The organism is Streptomyces olindensis (genome assembly GCF_040645895.1).
GTDB classification, from domain to species: Bacteria; Actinomycetota; Actinomycetes; order Streptomycetales; family Streptomycetaceae; genus Streptomyces; species Streptomyces olindensis.
Map to the genome: position 1 here is coordinate 50,493 of NZ_JBEYZD010000047.1, position 18,888 is coordinate 69,380.

Here is an 18,888-nt window from a genome sequence, read left to right on the forward strand (position 1 = left end):
GCCGTAGGCGTCAAGGACCTCCGGAGCGGCTCCCGGACCTCCACCGACGCCACGGACGCGGGGGCCCGGCCTGACCAGGCCCGCGTCCTTCGCGGGGACCGCCGTCGTCCCGCCCCCCGTTCACGGGGGTGCGGCGGTCCCCGCGCAATTCCCTTCTCCGGCGTTCTGCCTCACCTTCTCCGGCGGTCCGCCTCTCCCTCTTCGGCGGTCCGCCTCCCGGGTCGGTCAGTCCGCCCGGCTCGTCGCCCAGCTCCCCAGCGGTGCCAGGCGCTCCGCGGTCTCCATCAGGGTCTCGTAGGGGAGGGTCAGCGGGCCCGCGACCGGGTGCGCGAGCGGGGTCGGCGAGGCCGTCGCCGTGCCGACGCGGCAGGTCTGACCGGGCCGCGGGCGCTCAGTCCTCCCAGTCGCTCTTCTCGGAGGACGTGCGGCGGCCGAACAGGCCCGGGTTGGTGCGGGCGGCCTGCACGACATTGACGCCGACGATGCCCGCCCAGGCGACGAGCAGCCCGGGCAGGTGGGCCACGCCCCCGCCGATCGCGGACAGCGGCACCGCGAGGACGAGCGAGACGATCCCGAAGCCGAAGCGCTCGCCGAAGGAGTCCGTGGCCCGCGGCGAGCGGGAGTCCCGGGCCGTCTGCATCTGCTGCTCGGCGAGCTGCCGGCGCACCCGCCGGTCCACCGCGCCGTCGATCCGCTGGTCGATCTTCTCCAGGAACGAGTCGACCAGCGCGGATTCGTACTCCTCACCCAGCTCCCTGCGCGCGTGCAGGGTGGCGTCGAGTTCCTTCTTCAGGTCGGTGTCCCGCGCGTCCATTCCGGTCATGACACCCACGGTAGAAAGCGCCCGCGCCGGCCGCACTGGGGTTAGCCCCCCTGTCGGACTGGGGGAACGCCCTGCCGCCGCTTGCCGGGCTGCATATGCTCATGCAGAATCCTCAGCTACTGAATAGGCGAGGGGGAGCACGTCATGAGCGCGACCGACAGCCCTGCCGCGCGGCTGCAGGCGCTCTTCGAGGGCCACCGGCTGACGCCGACGCAGCGGCGCATCGCGCACAGCATGGTGCGCCGCGCCGCCGACGTGCCGTTCCTGTCGAGCGTGGAGCTGGCCGAGCTGGCCGGGGTCAGCCAGCCCTCCGTCACCCGTTTCGCCGTGGCCCTCGGCTTCGACGGCTACCCGGCCCTGCGCCGGCACCTGCGCGAGGTCGCCCCGGCCGAACCCGCGGCGGAGGCGGGGTCCGCCAACGAGTACCAGCAGGCCGTCGAGGCCGAGATCGAGAACCTGCGGCACCTCGCGGAGGCGCTGGCCGACCCCGGGCCCGTGCAGCGGGCCGGGCGCCTCCTCGCGGCCTCCCGCCCGCTCCCCGTCCTCGGACTGCGGGCGGCGGCCGCCCAGGCGCACGGCTTCGCCTACTTCGCGGCCAAGGTCCACCCCGACGTGCGGCTCCTCAACGAGGGCGGCACCATGCTCCACGACCGCATCGACGCCGCCGCCCGGGCCGGCGCGACCGCCCTGCTCTGCTTCGCGCTGCCCCGGCACCCCCGCGAGGTCGTCGACACCCTCGCCTACGCCAAGGAGGCCGGACTGACCGTCGTCACGGTCGCCGACTCCGCGTTCGCGCCCGTCGCCAAGGTGTCCGACCTGCTGCTGCCCGCCGCCGTCGGCACCGGCCTCGCCTTCGACACGGCCTGCGCCCCGATGCTGCTCGGCCGGGTCCTGCTGGAGGCGATGTGCGACGACCTGCCCGAGGCCCAGTCCCGCCTGGAGGAGTTCGACACGAGGGCGGCGGCACGGGGTCTGTTCGTCGACTGACGGCACGCGCTGCGGATTCTCAGGTTCGTCTCACGTTGCGTCGCTAACGTGCGTCTCCTACAACACTCTTCAGACGCTTCGGGTACCGGACGGAGGCTGATCGACATGCGTGGAGGACATGGACTGGCCCGGGTGGCCGTCGTCGTACGGGCGGGTGCCGCACCCTTGTGGTGGCTGGGAGTACTGGCGGCCGGCATCGGCCTGCTCCCCGAAGGGCTCACCGGCCGTCGCATCGGGGTGCTGACGGGAGCGGCCCTCTTCCTCCTGGCCGCGGCCGTGGTGGGCGCCGCCCGCCGCAAGCGCTACAGGGCCCTGGCCGCCTCGGCCGCCCGGGCCGGCAAGCACGACGTGCTCCAGGACCGCGCGGTCACGGCACGCAACTGGCGCCGAGTCCACCGCTGGTGGCTCCTCCTGGCCTTCCTGGCCGCCCTGGGCACCTCCTTCGCCCTGCCGGCCGCGGGCGGCATGCTGCTGGCCGGCTGGGCAGTGGGCCTGTGGCTGAAGGCGGCGTGGCTGGGCCGCCGTGAGCGCGCGGACGAGGTGCTGCTGTGGGTCCGCGTGGACTGGCTGCGCGCGGGCGTGGCCCGCCCGACGGGCAAGCAGGTCAAGGCGTTCCGCAGCACGGGCATCGCGGCGGGCGACGCGGCCCCGGGCGGAACGCGGCGGAAGACGCCGGCCCTCGTCTGACCCCCCGGGGGGCGCGGGGAACTGCGCGACCGGCCACGACGAGGCCCGCACCCCGCGCCCCACGGCACCCTCACGGCGACCACGGCACCTCTCACGGCGATCCGGTCAGCCCGTCCGCTTGCGCCCCACGGCACCCTCACGGCGACGCGGCGCCTCTCACGGCGATCCCGTCAGCCCGTCCGCTTGCGTCCCACGGCACGCCTCACGGCGATCCCGTCAGCCCGTCCGCCTGCGCCCCGCCGGACTCGGCGACGACCTCATCCACGGTCTGCGCGCGCCGCACCACCGCGAACCGCCCCCCGGGCCAGAACCCGTACACCCCGGGCCGCACCAGCGAGTTGTACGCGTAGTGATGCGCGAAGTAGTACGCCCCCGTGTCCAGCGCCGCCGCGTAGTCCCCCTGCTCCAGCAGCGGCATGGACCGTCCCTCCGCCAGCAGGTCCCCCGCGAAGCACGCCGGCCCCGCCACGTCCTGCACGACGACGGGCCCGTCCTTCACCCGCCCCTTCGCGTCGTACGCCGCGATCCGCAGCGGCCAGCTCCCCGGCGCGTACACGGTCCGCGTGGCCACCTGCACCCCGGCGTGCGTCACCGCGACCGCCCGCCCGCCGGAGGCCTTCGCGTACTCGACCCGCGCCACCACCGTCCCGTGCTTGGCCAGCAGTGACCGCCCGAACTCGGTGACCAGCCCGTACCGCCCGTCGAACAGCCCCGGGACCTCCTCGGCCAGCATGCGCGCGTACTGCGCGTACGTCGGCGTCGTCGCGTCCGAGGCGAAGTTCACGGGCAGCCCGCCGCCGATGTCGAGCGTGTCGATCTGAAGCCGCCCGGCCCGCCGGTTGATCTCCTCCGCGAGCGCGTACGTCTCCGCCACGCCCCGCACCATCAGCGACAGCGGGATCCCCTGGGAGCCCGTGTGCGCGTGCAGCCGGGTCAGCCACGGCCGGTCCAGATACGCCCGCACGACCCACTCCCGGGCCCCCTCGTCGCGCAGCGCCACTCCGAACTTCGAGGTGGTCGTCGCCGTCGACAACGCCTCGATGGAACCTCCGCCGACCTGCGGATTCACCCGGATCCCCAGGGGCGAGCGGCTGGTCCGCGACCGCGTCAGCGCGTCGATGCGCGCCAGTTCCTGCGGATTGTCCGCGTTGACGGCGATGCCCAGGTCCAGCGCCTCGCGCAGCTCCACCGGCGTCTTCGCGGGCGAGTCGAGCACCGTCATGGCCGGCGGCAGTCCGGCCGGCCGGGCCAGCGCCAGTTCGCCCGGACTCGCCACCTCCGCGCCGACGCCCTCCTCGCGCAGCAGCCGCAGCACCGGCACCAGCGGGGTCGCCTTCACCGCGAAGGCGTGCAGCACGGGCGTGCCCGGCGCCACCACCGCGTCGAACGCCGCCCGCAGCTCTGCCGCCGACTCCCGGATGCCGGTGACGTCCAGCAGTCCGACGATGGGGCTGTCGGGCCCCAGCAGCCCCTGCTCCACCGCGGCCCGCACCGCCTCGTCCCGCCGGGCCGCCCGCCCGGCCCCGGAGTCGTCCGTCCCGTCAGGCTGTTCCGTCTCTTCCGGCTCGCTGTGTGTGCCCATGCGTCCAGCCAAACACCCACGGCACCGCCGCGCCGACCTCCCGACGTATTGACTAGCTCTATTCATGAGTCCAGGATGTGAATAACATCAGCAACATCCGCCGGGAGACCCCACCAGGAGGCAGACCATGTCAGGACCCCGCCCCGTCCGAGCGCCGCGCGGCACGGAACCGAGCGCCCTGGGATGGCAGCAGGAAGCCGCCCTGCGGATGCTGCAGAACAACCTCGACCCGGAGGTCGCCGAGCACCCCGACAAGCTCGTCGTCTACGGCGGCACCGGCAAGGCGGCCCGGGACTGGCGCTCCTTCGACGCGATGGTGCGCACGCTCGAGGGCCTGAAGCAGGACGAGACCATGCTGGTGCAGTCCGGCCGCCCGGTCGGCGTCATGCAGACCCACGAGTGGGCCCCGCGCGTCCTCATCGCCAACTCCAACCTCGTCGGCGACTGGGCCACCTGGGAGGAGTTCCGCCGGCTCGAACAGCTGGGCCTGACCATGTACGGCCAGATGACCGCCGGCTCCTGGATCTACATCGGCACCCAGGGCATCCTCCAGGGCACCTACGAGACCTTCGCCGCCGTCGCCGCGAAGAAGTTCGGCGGATCGCTGGCGGGCACGATCACGCTGACCGCCGGCCTCGGCGGCATGGGCGGCGCCCAGCCGCTCGCCGTGACGATGAACGACGGCGTCGCCCTGTGCATCGACTGCGACCCGCGCGCCATCGAGCGGCGCATCGAGCACCGGTACCTGGACGTGAAGGCCGACAGTCTCGACCACGCCCTCGCCCTGGCGACCGAGGCCCGCGACGCGCGCCGCCCGCTGTCCATCGGCGTCCTCGGCAACGCCGCCGAACTCGTGCCGCAGCTCCTCGCCATGGGCGCGCCCATCGACATCGTCACCGACCAGACCTCGGCGCACGACCCGCTGGCCTACCTCCCCCTCGGCGTCGACTTCGACGAGATGGCCTCCTACGCCGCCAAGGACCCGGCCGGCTTCACCACCCGGGCCCGCGAGTCCATGGCCCGCCACGTCGAGGCCATGGTCGGCTTCATGGACGCCGGCGCCGAGGTCTTCGACTACGGCAACTCCATCCGCGGCGAGGCCCGCCTCGCCGGATACGACCGGGCCTTCGCCTTCCCCGGCTTCGTCCCCGCCTACATCCGCCCCCTGTTCTGCGAGGGCAAGGGCCCCTTCCGCTGGGCCGCCCTGTCCGGCGATCCGGCCGACATCGCCAAGACCGACAAGGCGATCCTCGACCTCTTCCCGGAGAACGAGTCCCTGGCCCGCTGGATCCGCATGGCCGGGGAGCGGGTGCACTTCCAGGGCCTGCCCGCCCGCATCTGCTGGCTCGGCTACGGCGAGCGCGACAAGGCCGGTGAGCGGTTCAACGACATGGTCGCGAGCGGCGAGCTGGCCGCTCCGGTCGTCATCGGCCGCGACCACCTCGACTGCGGCTCCGTCGCCTCCCCCTACCGGGAGACCGAGGCCATGCTCGACGGCTCCGACGCGATCGCCGACTGGCCGCTGCTGAACGCCATGGTGAACGTGGCGTCCGGCGCCTCCTGGGTGTCCATCCACCACGGCGGCGGCGTCGGCATGGGCCGGTCGATCCACGCCGGGCAGGTGACGGTCGCCGACGGCACCCCGCTCGCCGGGGAGAAGATCCGCCGCGTCCTCACCAACGACCCCGGCATGGGCGTCATCCGGCACGTCGACGCGGGCTACGACATCGCCGAGTCGGTGGCCGGCGAGCGCGGTGTCCGGGTCCCGATGCGCGAGGGTGACCAGGCGTGACCTTCCACAGCATGTGGGCGGAGCTGCTGCCGATCGGCCGCAGCTCCGCCTCCGGCGGCTACCGTCGCTTCGCCTGGACCGGCGCCGACCGGGACTGCCGGGCCTGGTTCCAGCAGCAGGCCACGGCACGCGGGCTGACGTACGAGGTCGACCGGAACGGCAACCAGTGGGCCTGGCTCGGCGACCCCGCCCGGGGCGACGCCGTCGTCACCGGGTCGCACCTCGACTCCGTACCGGACGGCGGTGCCTTCGACGGGCCCCTCGGAGTGGTGTCCGCCTTCGCCGCGCTGGACGAACTGCGCGACCGGGACACGCCGATCACCCGCCCTCTCGGCATCGTGAACTTCGGCGACGAGGAGGGCGCGCGGTTCGGGCTCGCCTGTGTCGGCTCCCGGCTCACGGCCGGGCAGCTCACCGTCGCGGACGCCCACCGGCTGACCGACGGGGGCGGCACCACCCTGCCCCGGGCCATGGAGGCCGCCGGATACGACCCGGACGCCATCGGGCCCGACCCCGAACGGCTCGCCCGCATCGGGGCCTTCGTCGAACTGCACGTCGAGCAGGGCCGGGCCCTGGACCTGTCCGGCGACCGGGTCGGCATCGCCAGCGCCATCTGGCCGCACGGCCGCTGGCGGTTCGACTTCCGCGGCGAGGCCAACCACGCCGGCACCACCCGCCTCGCCGACCGGCGCGACCCCATGCTGTCCTACGCCGAGACCGTCCTCGCCGCCCGCCGCGAGGCCGAACTCGCCGGTGCCGTCGCCACCTTCGGCAAGATCGCCGTCGAGCCGAACGGCGTCAACGCCATCCCCTCCCTCGTGCGGGGCTGGCTCGACTCGCGCGCCGCCGACCAGGAGCGCCTGGACGCCGTGGTCGCCGGCGTCGAGAAGGCGGCGGGGGAGTACGCCGCCGCCCACGGCGTCGATCTCGCCGTCACCCGGGAGTCCTTCACCCCGGTCGTCGAGTTCGACCACGCCCTGCGCGACGAACTCGCCCGCATCCTCGGCACGGACACCGGCCTCAAGGTCCCGGTCCTCGGCACGGGCGCGGGACACGACGCCGGGATCCTGTCCGGGAGCATCCCGACCGCCATGCTGTTCGTGCGCAACCCCACGGGTGTCTCCCACTCGCCGGCCGAGTCCGCGACGGAGGACGACTGCGTGGCCGGGGTGCTCGCACTCGCCGACGTACTGGAAGGACTGGCGTGCAGGTGACGCAGACGTACTGGCTGGAGCACGCCTGGCTCGGCACCCACGTCGAGCCGGGCGTCGTCCTGGACACCGCCGACGGCCGCATCACCGCCGTCCGGACCGAGGCGGCCACCCCGCCCCCCGGCGCCGAGCCCCTGCGCGGCCTCACCCTGCCCGGCCTGGCCAACGCCCACAGCCACGCCTTCCACCGCGCCCTGCGCGGCACCGCCCAGGTCGGCTCCGGCACCTTCTGGACCTGGCGCGAGGTCATGTACTCCGTCGCCGACCGGCTGACCCCGGAGACCTACCACGCCCTCGCCCGCGCCGTGTACGCCGAGATGGCCCTGGCCGGCATCACGGCGGTCGGCGAGTTCCACTACGTCCACCACGCCCCCGGCGGCACCCCCTACGCCGACCCCAACGCGATGGGCGAGGCACTCGTCACGGCCGCCGCCGAAGCCGGGATCCGCATCACCCTCCTCGACACCGCCTACCTCTCCTCCGGCTTCGGACAGCCGCCCACCGCCCACCAACTGCGCTTCTCCGACGGCACCGCGGACGCCTGGGCCGAACGCTGTTCAGTTCTCAAGGAACGGGATCACGCGCGGATCGGAGCGGCGATCCACTCCGTACGGGCCGTGCCCGCCGAGCAGTTGGCGACCGTGGCACGCTGGGCCGAGGAGCGGCGGGCCCCGCTCCATGTGCACCTGTCCGAGCAGACCGCCGAGAACGAGGCCTGCCGGGAGACCCACGGGTGCACCCCCACCCAGCTCCTCGCCCTGCACGGCGTCCTCGGGCCGCGCACCACCGGCGTCCACAACACCCACCTCACCGCCGAGGACGTCTCCCTCATCGGCTCCACCGGCACCGGCACCTGCATGTGTCCGACCACCGAGCGGGACCTGGCCGACGGCATCGGACCCGCGGTCGCCCTGCAGAACGAGGGCTCACCGCTCTGTCTCGGCTCCGACAGCCACGCCGTGATCGACCTGCTCGAAGAAGCGCGGGCGATGGAGCTGAACGAGCGGCTGCGCACCCGCACCCGGGGTCACTGGACGGCGGCGGCCCTCCTGCGGGCGGCCTCGGCCGACGGCCACGCCGCCCTCGGCTGGGACGACGCGGGCACCCTGGAGCCCGGCGCGCGCGCCGACTTCACGACCATCGCCCTCGACTCGGTCAGGACGGCAGGGCCGCTTCCGCGGCTCGGGGCCGAGACGGCCGTATTCGCCGCGTCGGCAGCAGACGTGTCGCATACGGTCGTGGCAGGCCGGCACGTCGTACGGGACGGGGTCCACCGCCTCGTACCGGATGTGCCGCGAGCCCTCGCGGACGCCGTCGCAGCCCTGCGCGGATGACGGCGGCCCGCCCCCGCACGCGGCCCGCCTCCGCCCCCTCACCCGACCCCACCGCCGACCAGGCCACCAAGGACGCCATGAGCAACGCGACGACCGTCAGCCCCGCCCACTCCGCGAGCACCGCAAGCACGCTCATCACCAACATCGCAGCCCTGGTCACCAACGACCCCTCCCTCGGTGACGGTTCCCCCCTCGGACTGGTCCAGGACGCGGCCGTCGTCATCGAAGGCGACCGCATCGCGTGGACCGGTGATCACAGCAAAGCACCCGCCACTGACAATCGCGTCGACGCCGGAGGCCGGGCGGTCGTCCCCGGCTTCGTCGACTCCCACTCCCACCTCGTCTTCGCGGGCGACCGGACGCAGGAGTTCAACGCCCGGATGTCGGGGCGGCCGTACAGCGCGGGCGGCATCCGCACGACCGTCGCGGCCACCCGGGCGGCGAGTGACGAGGAACTGGAGGCGAACGTCACCCGTTACCTCGCCGAGGCCCTCCGCCAGGGCACCACCACCATGGAGACGAAGTCCGGCTACGGCCTGACCGTCGAGGACGAGGCCCGGGCCCTGCGCATCGCCGCCGCCCACACCGACGAGGTCACCTTCCTCGGCGCGCACATCGTGTCGCCGGACCACGCCGAGGACCCGGCGGCGTACGTCGCCCTCGTCACCGGCGAGATGCTCGACGCCTGCGCCCCGCACGCCCGCTGGATCGACGTCTTCTGCGAGCGGGGCGCCTTCGACGGCGACCAGGCCCGCGCGATCCTCACCGCGGGCAAGGCCAGGGGGCTGCACCCGCGCATCCACGCCAACCAGCTGTCGTACGGCCCCGGCGTGCAGCTCGCCGTCGAACTCGACGCCGCCAGCGCGGACCACTGCACCCACCTCACGGACGAGGACGTGGACGCGCTCGCCCACAGCGACACCGTCGCCACCCTCCTGCCCGGCGCCGAGTTCTCCACCCGGGCGCAGTGGCCGGACGCCCGCCGCCTGCTCGACGCGGGCGCCACCGTCGCCCTGTCCACCGACTGCAACCCGGGCTCGTCCTTCACCTCCTCCGTCCCCTTCTGCGTCGCGCTCGCCGTACGCGACATGGGGATGACCCCGGACGAGGCCGTCTGGTCGGCCACGGCGGGCGGCGCGGCGGCCCTGCGGCGCACCGACATCGGCCGCCTCACCCCGGGCGCGTACGCCGACCTGGCGCTCCTCGACGCCCCGAGCCACGTCCACCTCGCGTACCGGCCGGGCGTCCCGCTGGTCAGCGGCGTGTGGCGGCGCGGAGAGCGCGTGGTGTGAGCACCGGCCATAATGCGGTGGCGCGCCGGCGGACGGCCGGCACCACCGGAGGGCGGGGACGGATGGCAAGGCACTGGTCGGCACCGCTCCTGGTGAACCTCCTGCTCGGAGTCCCCGGCGTGGTGCCGTTCTGGCTGCTGTGGTACGTCGCGGCGAACGGGCCGCTGGCCGCGCTCGGCTGGACCACGCGGGAACCCACGGAGAACGACGGCATGGCCCTCTGGCTCGTGATCGTCGTGCCCGTCGTCACGCTCTACGGCCTGATCTGGTGGCTCGCCAACATGCCGCTCCGGCGCCGGACGGCCCTGGCGCCGCGCACCTATTGGCTGCTGAGCCTGGGCGCCCCGCTCGTCCCGACGGCCGCCCTGATGCTCAACTCCTGAGAAACAGGGGGACACGCGCCTGGGGGCGGGCATCGAGCCCGCCCCCGAAGGACACGAATCACCCGGTGAGGATCACTCCTCGACCGTGAGCCCCTTGCGCAGCCGTACCAGCGTCCGCGACAGCAGCCGCGAGACGTGCATCTGGGAGATGCCCAGTTCCTCGCCGATCTCCGACTGGGTCATGCCGGCGACGAACCGCAGCGACAGGATCTTCCGGTCGCGCGGCGGGAGTTCGGCTATCAGCGGCTTCAACGACTCGACGTACTCGATGCCTTCGAGTCCGTGGTCCTCGTAGCCGATGCGGTCCGCGAGCGCGCCCTCGGAGTCGTCCTCCTCCGGCTGGGCGTCCAGCGAGGAAGCCGTGTAGGCGTTCGACGCGGCCATGCCCTCGACGACCTCGTCGTTGGAGATGCCGAGCCGCTCGGCCAGTTCGTGCACCGTCGGGGCACGGTCCAGCTTCTGCGCCAGCTCGTCACCGGCCTTGGCCAGGTCGAGCCGCAGCTCCTGGAGCCGTCGCGGCACGCGCACGGACCACGAGGTGTCGCGGAAGAAGCGCTTGATCTCGCCGATGATGGTCGGCATGGCGAACGTGGGGAACTCGACACCCCGAGACAGCTCGAAGCGGTCGATCGCCTTGATCAGGCCGATGGTGCCGACCTGGATGATGTCCTCCATCGGCTCGCTGCGGGAGCGGAACCGGGAGGCGGCGAACTTGACCAGCGCGAGGTTCAGTTCGACGAGTGTGTTGCGGACGTACGAGTACTCAGGGGTGCCTTCCTCCAGCGACTCGAGGCGCTCGAAGAGGGTCTTGGACAGGGCCCGTGCGTCGACCGCGTCGACTTCCTCGTACGGGGGGATGTCCGGAAGTCCGGAGAGAAGGTCGTCGGGTGTGACGAGCGTCTCGTCCTGCTCGATGGGATCCAGATGTTCCGGAGGGGGTGTCGACGTCGCTTTCTGGGTACGCGATGCGTCGAGCCGGGGTGACATGATGTCCTCCATCGTTCTCGGCATATGGCTGCCGGAGCCAGTACGTGCACTGCGGTGTGCGGCGCCTCCAAAGCCGGCCGTGTCGGTTACGTGTCCTTACTAGGCCTACCCGCTTTCCCGAGCCCACCGCAAGTGCGTTCTGTGGGCATATGTCCGTTTGTGTGTAGTTGTTCGGGTGTCGAAGCGTGGCGGGAAGGCGTAGTGTTCGAGGGCGTCAGTAACAGCCACGACGTCGGGAGAGAGAGACGGCATGGACCGCGGGACGGTCGGCAGCGCACAGTCTGGCCGGCTTCTGGTGGAGGTGCGGGAAGAGGGCTCCAACGCCGTCGTGACCCCGGCGGGTGAGTTGGATCACCACACCGCCGATCTGTTGCGCGAGCCGCTCGACGACTGCCTCGCCAAGGGATTCAAGCGCCTGGTCGTCGACTGCGCGCGCCTGGAGTTCTGCGACTCCACGGGGCTGAACGTGCTCCTCGGTGCCCGACTGAAGGCGGAGGCCGCCGGCGGCGGCGTGGCGCTGGTCGGAATGCAGCCGGTGGTGGCACGTGTGTTCGAGATCACCGGAGCGGACGCGGTCTTCAGCGTCCATGACACCCTCCAGGCGGCCCTGGCCGACGAGTCGGGCTGACCGGCGGTGCGTCGGCGCGCCGCGACCCGGCCGTCCCTCTGTGACCGGCGTCCCATCCCCGTCACGCCCTTCATGTCGAATACGGGGGTGTTCTGCCGGTCCGCCCGGGCAGGAGACATCCTGAACCTGTCGGATGCCAGGGTTGTGGGGGCGCCGCGAAACCGACGTGCCGCGCACTGCGTGACTGACTGTGTACTGCATTTTTTCAATCGTGAACTGGTGAATCGGTGAGGTGAAGCGCTGATGAGCACCACCCGGCCTTATTCGCCGGGCGACCGCGGGCCGGAGCCCAGCGGCGCTTCCGGGGCGTCCGAGGGTGGCGTGGCGGCGGCCGGCGAGGGCGTGGCGGCGCCGTCCGGAGCCGCGGCGCCGCCGGGGGGCCGGCAGATGCGCCGGCTGAGCTTCGAGGGCGAGAGCGGCGTGGTCCCGCTCGCGCGCGACTTCACCCGACAGGCCCTGTACGCGTGGGGCTGGCTGCCCGCCGCCTCCGCCGACCAGCGGGCCGCCGCGGAGGACGTGCTGCTCGTCGTCTCCGAGCTGGTCACCAACGCCTGCCTGCACGCCGAGGGGCCGGACCAGCTGCGGATCACCTGCGACAACAAGGTGATCCGCATCGAGGTCTCCGACCGGGGCACCGGACAGCCGGCTCCCCGTACGCCCCACCGGGCGGGACGTCCGGGCGGCCACGGCATGTTCATCGTCCAGCGGCTGTGCCTGGACTGGGGCGTCGTGCGCACGCCGGGGGTCGCCGGCAAGACGGTGTGGGCCGAGCTGGGCGCGCCCGCCTGAATCGGCAGTCCTCCGCGTCTGGCCCAACAGTTCAGGAACGGCACGTCGCTCACCACGCCCCGGATCGCCACAGATCCGCGGTGCCCTGTGTCTTCCTTCCTCAACTCCCCGGGCGTACCTTGACGGCCCGATCTGATGCGCCGTCAGGAACAGGAAGGGGAGCGGCACCGTGTCGTACCGGAAACGAACCGCCGCGCTCGCGTCCGCCGCGGCCCTGGCTGGCTCGGCGGTGTGGATGGCCGCCCCCGTGGCCCGGGCCGAGGTCGTCGACGTCAACTACCAGTGCAAGACGCCGATCGGTGACAAGAGCGCCGTCTCGCCCATCGACATCAAGGGCGTCAAGAGCGGCAGCGGCTACCGGATCACCATGTCCTGGCAGAAGGGCGTCTCCTCCAGCCCGGTCGAACTCGGCAAGGGCGCGATGACGCCGAGCGCCACCATCGCCCTGGGCGGTGCCGACAGCGGCAGCCTGACGGTGACCGGCCCCGCCAACGACGCCGCGATCCCGGCCAACACGCCCATCAAGATCAACGACCTGAGCGGGACGTACACGCCGAAGAAGAGCGGTGAGGTCACCTTCACGGCGGGCGTGCTCACCATCAAGGCGCTCGGCACGACGACCACGTGCACTCCGACGAACGACCCGGGCCCGTCCCTGACCCTCGACGTCACGGCCGGGGGTGGCGGCACCACCGGCTCCGCCCAGGGCGGTGACCCGGGATCCGGCTCCGGCAGCGGTGCCGAGCTCCCGCAGACCGGGCCCGAGGACTCGGCCCTCGCCCTCGGCACCCTCGGCGGCACGGTGCTGCTCGCCGGCGCGGCGGGCGCGCTGTGGTTGTCGCGCCGCAACCAGGGGGCGCGGCCGGGCCGTTGAGCACACGCCCGGGCCATTGAGCACACGCCCGGGCCGGTGAGCACGGGCCCGGGCCGGTGAACACGCGCCCGGGCCGATGAGCACCCGCCCCGGGCCGGTGAGCGCGCGGCGTACGCCCAACCCGGCCGGCCCGAGACCGGTCGGCCGAGAGGCACGTACGCCGGAACGGGACGGATGCCGAAGTCGTACGCACGCCGCAGCGGTACGCCCGCCGAAGCCGCGCACCCGCCCATACCGAAACCCGGCGCACGAGAAAGCCACGACCCACCACACCCCCACCCACCCGGACGACCGCAGGAGCCCCCATGCCCCACGCCGGCCGCCTTGCCCACCCGGCACTGCTCGTTGTGCTGGGGCTCCTGCTTGTTCTGGTGGGCGGCGGGAACGTCGGGGCGGTGGAGCGGCCCGGCGTCGAGCTGTCCAGGTCCGAGGCCGGAGCGGGCGGATCGGTCACCGTCTCCGGGAGCGGCTGGCGGCCGCGCGCCCTGCTGACGCTGCTGGTCTGCGGGCAGGCCGAGCCGGACCGGGGCGTGACCGGCGGCACCAACTCCTGCGCCAACGCCGACGGCCGGGCCGTCACCACCGACGCCGAGGGGCGCTTCCGCCGGGAACTGCCCGTCGTGGAACCGCCGGTGCCGTGTCCCTGCGTGGTGCACGTGGCGACCGTGACCGGAGCCGACGCCGAGGCCGCCGCTGCCCTGCGGGTCGCCGGGCACGCCGTCGAGCCGCTGCCCGCGGAACGGTCCGGCGGGCGGCTGTCCCTGCTCGCGGACACCCGGCTGCGCGGTTCCGACGGGCTGCTGACCTGGTTCGGCTCCCCGCCCGCCCGGACCCTGGAGATCACCGTCGGCAACGTCGGCACGTCCCCCGTACGGAACCCCGTCTTCCAGGTGGGCACCGCGCACGGCGTGTTCGCCCCGCAGTGGCAGGACCAGCGGTGGCGCGGCACGATCCGGCCCGGCGGGAAGGCGCGCATCGAGCTGCCCGTGGAGCTCGCCGCCGGGGCGCACGGCGACTACACCGTGTCCCTGAAGTACGGCGGCAAGGTCCTCGCCGAGCACCCCTGGGGCGTGGGCCGACCGTGGGGCGTGACGCTGTTCTGGGCCCTGGTCCTGCTGGTCGTGCCGGCGGCGCTGTTCCGCGCCGGCCTGGCCGTCGTCGACCACGTACGGCCACGCCGCCCCGGCCACGCGGCCCGCCCCGCCCGCCGGCTGCGGCTGCCCGCCACCCGCCGGCCCACCTCCGTGCCGTGGTTCGCCCCGGACGCCGATCCGCCGGGACCGGGGAAACCATGAGGAAGGGCCGCCGCACCCCGAGGTGCGGCGGCCCTTACCGGTCCGGTGAGGCGCGTCAGTGGACGTCGCCCATCAGGGACTTGACCTTCCTGCGGTACATGTACACCGCGATACCCGCGAGGGCGGCGAGCGCCGCCTCCACGGCGACCGCGCCGGTGCCGCTCAGGTCCACGCCGCCGACGGCCGGGTTGGAGAGCAGGCCCGTCACCGAGTCGCCCGCCGTGACCGCGAGGAACCAGACGCCCATCATCTGACTGGCGTACTTGGCCGGGGCCATCTTCGTCGTCACCGACAGGCCGACCGGGGAGAGGCACAGCTCGCCGACGGTCTGGATCAGGTAGATGCCCACCAGCCACATCGGGCTGACCAGCGTGTCGCCGTCGGCCATGCCCATCGGCAGCAGGAAGAAGAAGAACGAGACGCCGATGAAGAACAGCGCCGCGGCGAACTTGGCGACGGTGCTCGGCTCCTTGCCCTTGCGGTTCAGCCACAGCCAGAACCAGGCGAAGACCGGGGCCAGCGCCATGATGAACACCGGGTTCAGCGACTGGTACCAGGACGACGGGAAGTCGAAGCCGAGCAGCGAGCCGGAGGCCTTCGTCTCGCCGAACGCCTGGACCGTGGAACCGCCCTGGTCGTAGATCATCCAGAACACGGCGGCCGCGACGAAGAACCAGATGTAGCCGGTCATCTTCGACTGCTCGACGTCGCTGAGCTCCTTGTCCCGCTTGATGCGGATCAGCACGCCGGCCGGGATGACCAGGCCGATCACGGTGAGCGGGATCATCGCCCAGTTGAGCGTGAAGTGACCGGTGAAGCCGACGACGCCGTAGAAGACGGTCGCGACGATCAGCCACAGCAGGCCCTTGCGCAGCCAGGCGGTGCGCTCCTCGGCGGCCAGCGGCTTGGGCACGACGTTGCTCTGCGGGCTCAGGTTGCGGGTGCCGAGCAGGAAGGCGATGAGACCGATGCCCATGCCGACCGCGGCCAGGCCGAAGCCGAGGTGCCAGCTCACCTGCTGGCCGACGGTGCCGATGATCAGCGGCGCGAAGAAGGCACCCATGTTGATGCCCATGTAGAAGATCGTGAAGCCGCCGTCACGGCGAGGGTCGTCCGGCCCGTCGTAGAGGTGGCCGACCATCGTGGAGATGTTGGCCTTCAGCAGGCCGGAGCCGAGCGCCACCAGCGCCAGACCGGCGAAGAAGGGCGCCTGGCCGCCGGGCAGGGCCAGCACCAGGTGACCCGCCATGATCGTGACGGCCGCGATCGCCACCGTCTTGCGCGGCCCCCAGACGCGGTCGCCGAGCCAGCCGCCGGGCATGGCGAGCAGGTACACCATCGACAGGTACACCGAGTAGATCGCCGTCGTGGTGGCGAGGTCCATGCCGAGACCGCCGCCCATGCTGCCCTGCTTGGCGTCCGGACCGCCGGAGAGCAGGTACACGACGAGCAGGGCCCGCATGCCGTAGAAGCTGAACCGCTCCCACATCTCGGTCATGAAGAGGGTGGCCAGTCCGCGGGGGTGGCCGAAGAAGGTCTTCTCGGAACCGGGGGTGCCCCGGTGGGCCGAGTCCTTCGTCAGGCTGGACGCCATGGTCGTTCCTTGCTGCTCGGGACGCGCCCCGCGACAGCGGTGGTGCGCCCGGTGGGGGCTGCCGGCACCGGTGCGTACGGCCGTCCGCCCGACGCCTACGGGGGTCCGCTCCGGGTCACGGAGCGGTGGGCGGTCGCCACCGGGATCCACACCTCTACGCGCGTCGCCGCACGGGGAGGCCCGGCCACAGGTCGTTTCACGTTCGGGGCCGGCGGGAAACCGGCCCGGACACAAAAGAGACCTCCAGGGCAAACAGCCTCCGAAGGTCGCCGTGGTGCTACAGGCGTTGATTCACCATACGGCAGGACACTGCCGCATATGGAAGGACTTGAGACACGGATCACAGGTGTCGGGGGAACCACAGGCCCCCTTTCCAAGGTCCTTACCAGGATCGCACCCCAAAGGCAGAGGTTCGGACGCGTTCCCCAGGAACGTACGAAACGGGTATGCCCTCGGTAAGAATCAAGGCTTCCGGTCACACCCCAGCTCAGGGCCTCGCAGGTCTACCATCACCTCATGACCCGTGTACTGCTCGCCGAGGACGACGCGTCCATCTCGGAGCCGCTGGCCCGTGCTCTGCGCCGGGAGGGCTACGAGGTCGAGGTGCGTGAGGACGGACCCACCGCTCTCGACGCCGGAATGCAGGGCGGCGTCGACCTGGTCGTGCTCGACCTGGGTCTGCCCGGCATGGACGGTCTGGAGGTGGCCCGCCGCCTGCGTGGCGAAGGCCACAGCATCCCGATCCTCATCCTGACCGCGCGCGCCGACGAGGTGGACACCGTCGTCGGCCTCGACGCGGGCGCCGACGACTACGTCACCAAGCCGTTCCGGCTCGCCGAGCTGCTCGCCCGCGTCCGGGCCCTGCTGCGCCGCGGTGCCGCCGAGCCGCAGCAGCCGCCCGCCACGCACGGCGTGCGCATCGACGTCGAGTCGCACCGCGCCTGGATGGGCGAGGAGGAGCTCCAGCTCACCGCCAAGGAGTTCGACCTGCTGCGGGTGCTGGTGCGCGACGCGGGCCGGGTCGTCACCCGCGACCAGCTGATGCGGGAGGTGTGGGACACGACCTGGTGGTCGTCGACCAAGACCCTCGACATGCACATCTCCTGGCTGCGCAAGAAGCTCGGCGACGACGCGGCCAACCCCCGCTACATCGCCACCGTGCGCGGTGTGGGATTCCGATTCGAGAAGAGCTGAGCCGCGAGGCAGGCTCGGGTAACAGGACATGCGCCGCCGACTGATCCAGTCCACGCTCGCCGTGGTCCTCGTCGTGATCGCCGTCTTCGGCGTCTCCCTCGTCATCGTCGAGACCCGGACGATCAGCAACAGCGCCCAGGAGCGGGTGGAGTCCGAGGCGGTCCGGCTGGCCAGCATCGTCGACAGCCGGCTCTTCGGCGCGCAGCAGGTCGACGCGGAGGTCCTGCGCGACCAGGTCACGCAGGACCGCTACTACGCGGTGATCCGGCTCCCCGGCGAGGCGCCCATCGAGGTCGGCACCAAGCCGGCCGGTGACGTCATCAGCGCGACCGCGCCCGGCGAGGAGGGCGAGACGGTCACCGTCCAGGAGCCGCGCTCCTCGGTGACCCGGGAGGTCGGCCGCACGCTGCTGATCATCGCGCTGGTCGCGCTGCTGGCGGTGGTGGCAGCGGTGCTGCTCGCGGTCCGCCAGGCCAACCGGCTGGCGTCACCGCTGACCGACCTCGCGGAGACGGCCGAGCGGCTCGGCTCCGGCGATCCGCGCCCGAGGCACAAGCGGTACGGCGTGCCCGAGCTGGACCGGGTGGCGGACGTGCTGGACGGCTCCGCCGAGCGCATCGCCCGCATGCTGACCGCCGAACGCCGTCTGGCCGCCGACGCCTCCCACCAGCTGCGGACGCCGCTCACGGCTCTGTCCATGCGGCTGGAGGAGATCACCCTCACCGACGACCCGGACACGGTGAAGGAGGAGGCGACGATCGCGCTGACCCAGGTCGAGCGGCTCACGGACGTCGTCGAGCGGCTGCTGACCAACTCCCGCGATCCGCGCACCGGCTCCGCCGTCACCTTCGACCTCGACGAGGTCATCCAGCAGCAGCTCGCCGAGTGGCGGCCGGCGTACCGCAGCGCGGGGCGGGCCATCGTCAGCTCCGGCAAGCGGCATCTGGAGGCGGTGGGCACGCCCGGCGCCGTCGCCCAGGTCCTGGCCGCGCTGATCGAGAACTCCCTCATGCACGGCGGCGGCACGGTCGCGCTGCGCACCCGCGTCACCGGCAACCAGGCCGTCATCGAGGTCACGGACGAGGGCCCCGGCGTCCCGGCCGACCTGGGCGCCCGCATCTTCGAGCGGGCCATCAGCGGCCGCAACTCCACGGGCATCGGCCTGGCCGTGGCCCGCGACCTGGCGGAAGCCGACGGCGGCCGCCTGGAGATGCTCCAGACCAAGCCCCCGGTCTTCGGCCTGTTCCTGTCCCGCACGCCGGTGCGCAAGGACCCGGAGAACGACGGGGAGCCGATGGTCCGCTAGGGCCTGGGCCGCTGGGCCGCCTGGGGTCCGGTCCGCTAGGGGGTGTCCGCAAAGTCCCGTCGTCCGCCCGGAGGGCGGGCCCTGCGGCGTTCGGTGCGTGCTCTCGGCGTGCCGGGCGGACGCCCGCGTA

General features: G+C 72.7%; 17 protein-coding genes. 13 read left to right on the top strand and 4 right to left on the bottom strand.

What is annotated here, in order from left to right:
* Positions 1-391 precede the first annotated feature (391 nt).
* A complete protein-coding gene (locus tag ABZ948_RS27350; protein WP_359763806.1) occupies positions 392-814 on the bottom strand; it encodes a hypothetical protein in 423 nt (140 codons plus the stop codon).
* Positions 815-967: 153 nt separating this feature from the next.
* Between ABZ948_RS27350 and ABZ948_RS27355 the strand changes: the two genes are divergently transcribed.
* Together ABZ948_RS27355 and ABZ948_RS27360 are read left to right on the top strand one after the other, a co-directional pair.
* The gene (locus ABZ948_RS27355; RefSeq protein ID WP_359763777.1) at positions 968-1,810 is read left to right on the top strand and encodes a MurR/RpiR family transcriptional regulator; all 843 of its coding nucleotides are present in this window, start codon (positions 968-970) and stop codon (positions 1,808-1,810) included.
* A 105-nt stretch (positions 1,811-1,915) separates the two neighbouring features.
* Entirely contained in the window at positions 1,916-2,497 is a 582-nt protein-coding gene (locus ABZ948_RS27360; protein ID WP_359763779.1) for a hypothetical protein, read from the top strand.
* 202 nt (positions 2,498-2,699) lie between these two features.
* On the opposite strand, the gene ABZ948_RS27365 is transcribed toward ABZ948_RS27360, so the two are convergent.
* A complete protein-coding gene (locus tag ABZ948_RS27365) occupies positions 2,700-4,079 on the bottom strand; it encodes a type III PLP-dependent enzyme domain-containing protein (protein WP_359763780.1) in 1,380 nt (459 codons plus the stop codon).
* 127 nt (positions 4,080-4,206) lie between these two features.
* Here ABZ948_RS27365 and hutU point away from each other — a divergent pair, with 127 nt between their 5' ends.
* The 5 genes from hutU to ABZ948_RS27390 all read left to right on the top strand — a co-directional run bounded on the left by hutU (position 4,207) and on the right by ABZ948_RS27390 (position 10,091).
* Positions 4,207-5,871, top strand: a complete 1,665-nt coding sequence (hutU, locus tag ABZ948_RS27370) for a urocanate hydratase (RefSeq protein WP_359763781.1) — start codon at positions 4,207-4,209, stop codon at positions 5,869-5,871.
* Positions 5,868-7,085 (top strand): allantoate amidohydrolase, encoded by a 1,218-nt coding sequence (locus ABZ948_RS27375; protein WP_359763783.1) that lies wholly within the window; start codon positions 5,868-5,870, stop codon positions 7,083-7,085. Before hutU ends, ABZ948_RS27375 begins: the two co-directional genes overlap by 4 nt.
* Positions 7,082-8,416: a formimidoylglutamate deiminase gene (locus tag ABZ948_RS27380; RefSeq protein WP_435857618.1), complete on the top strand. Its 1,335-nt coding sequence runs from the start codon at positions 7,082-7,084 to the stop codon at positions 8,414-8,416. Before ABZ948_RS27375 ends, ABZ948_RS27380 begins: the two co-directional genes overlap by 4 nt.
* Complete coding sequence (gene hutI, locus ABZ948_RS27385) at positions 8,413-9,708, top strand: imidazolonepropionase (protein ID WP_359763787.1); 1,296 nt, start codon at positions 8,413-8,415, stop codon at positions 9,706-9,708. The genes ABZ948_RS27380 and hutI overlap by 4 nt, the downstream gene beginning before the upstream one ends.
* 62 nt (positions 9,709-9,770) lie before the next feature.
* Positions 9,771-10,091, top strand: coding sequence for a hypothetical protein (locus ABZ948_RS27390; protein ID WP_359763789.1), 321 nt, complete (start codon positions 9,771-9,773; stop codon positions 10,089-10,091).
* Positions 10,092-10,163: 72 nt separating this feature from the next.
* Here ABZ948_RS27390 and ABZ948_RS27395 read toward each other — a convergent pair whose 3' ends face one another.
* Positions 10,164-11,090, bottom strand: coding sequence for an RNA polymerase sigma factor SigF (locus ABZ948_RS27395; protein WP_359763790.1), 927 nt, complete (start codon positions 11,088-11,090; stop codon positions 10,164-10,166).
* A gap of 238 nt (positions 11,091-11,328) precedes the next feature.
* On the opposite strand from ABZ948_RS27395, the gene ABZ948_RS27400 reads away from it, so the two are divergent.
* From ABZ948_RS27400 to ABZ948_RS27415, 4 genes are all read left to right on the top strand, one after another.
* Positions 11,329-11,706, top strand: coding sequence for an STAS domain-containing protein (locus ABZ948_RS27400; protein WP_359763792.1), 378 nt, complete (start codon positions 11,329-11,331; stop codon positions 11,704-11,706).
* 243 nt (positions 11,707-11,949) lie between these two features.
* Entirely contained in the window at positions 11,950-12,495 is a 546-nt protein-coding gene (locus ABZ948_RS27405) for an ATP-binding protein (RefSeq protein WP_359763794.1), read from the top strand.
* Positions 12,496-12,664: 169 nt separating this feature from the next.
* On the top strand, positions 12,665-13,369 hold the full coding sequence (locus ABZ948_RS27410) for an LPXTG cell wall anchor domain-containing protein (RefSeq protein WP_359763795.1): 705 nt from the start codon (positions 12,665-12,667) through the stop codon (positions 13,367-13,369).
* A gap of 305 nt (positions 13,370-13,674) precedes the next feature.
* The gene (locus ABZ948_RS27415; RefSeq protein ID WP_359763797.1) at positions 13,675-14,664 is read left to right on the top strand and encodes a hypothetical protein; all 990 of its coding nucleotides are present in this window, start codon (positions 13,675-13,677) and stop codon (positions 14,662-14,664) included.
* Positions 14,665-14,719: 55 nt separating this feature from the next.
* Here the strand turns inward: ABZ948_RS27415 and ABZ948_RS27420 are convergent, their stop codons facing one another.
* Complete coding sequence (locus ABZ948_RS27420) at positions 14,720-16,258, bottom strand: peptide MFS transporter (protein WP_359763799.1); 1,539 nt, start codon at positions 16,256-16,258, stop codon at positions 14,720-14,722.
* 516 nt (positions 16,259-16,774) lie between these two features.
* Here ABZ948_RS27420 and ABZ948_RS27425 point away from each other — a divergent pair.
* On the top strand, positions 16,775-17,452 hold the full coding sequence (locus tag ABZ948_RS27425) for a response regulator transcription factor (RefSeq protein ID WP_010034575.1): 678 nt from the start codon (positions 16,775-16,777) through the stop codon (positions 17,450-17,452).
* 28 nt (positions 17,453-17,480) lie between these two features.
* Positions 17,481-18,758 carry a sensor histidine kinase gene (locus ABZ948_RS27430; RefSeq protein ID WP_359763800.1) on the top strand — a complete coding sequence of 426 codons (1,278 nt, stop codon included), beginning with the start codon at positions 17,481-17,483 and terminating at the stop codon, positions 18,756-18,758.
* Positions 18,759-18,888: the final 130 nt, after the last annotated feature.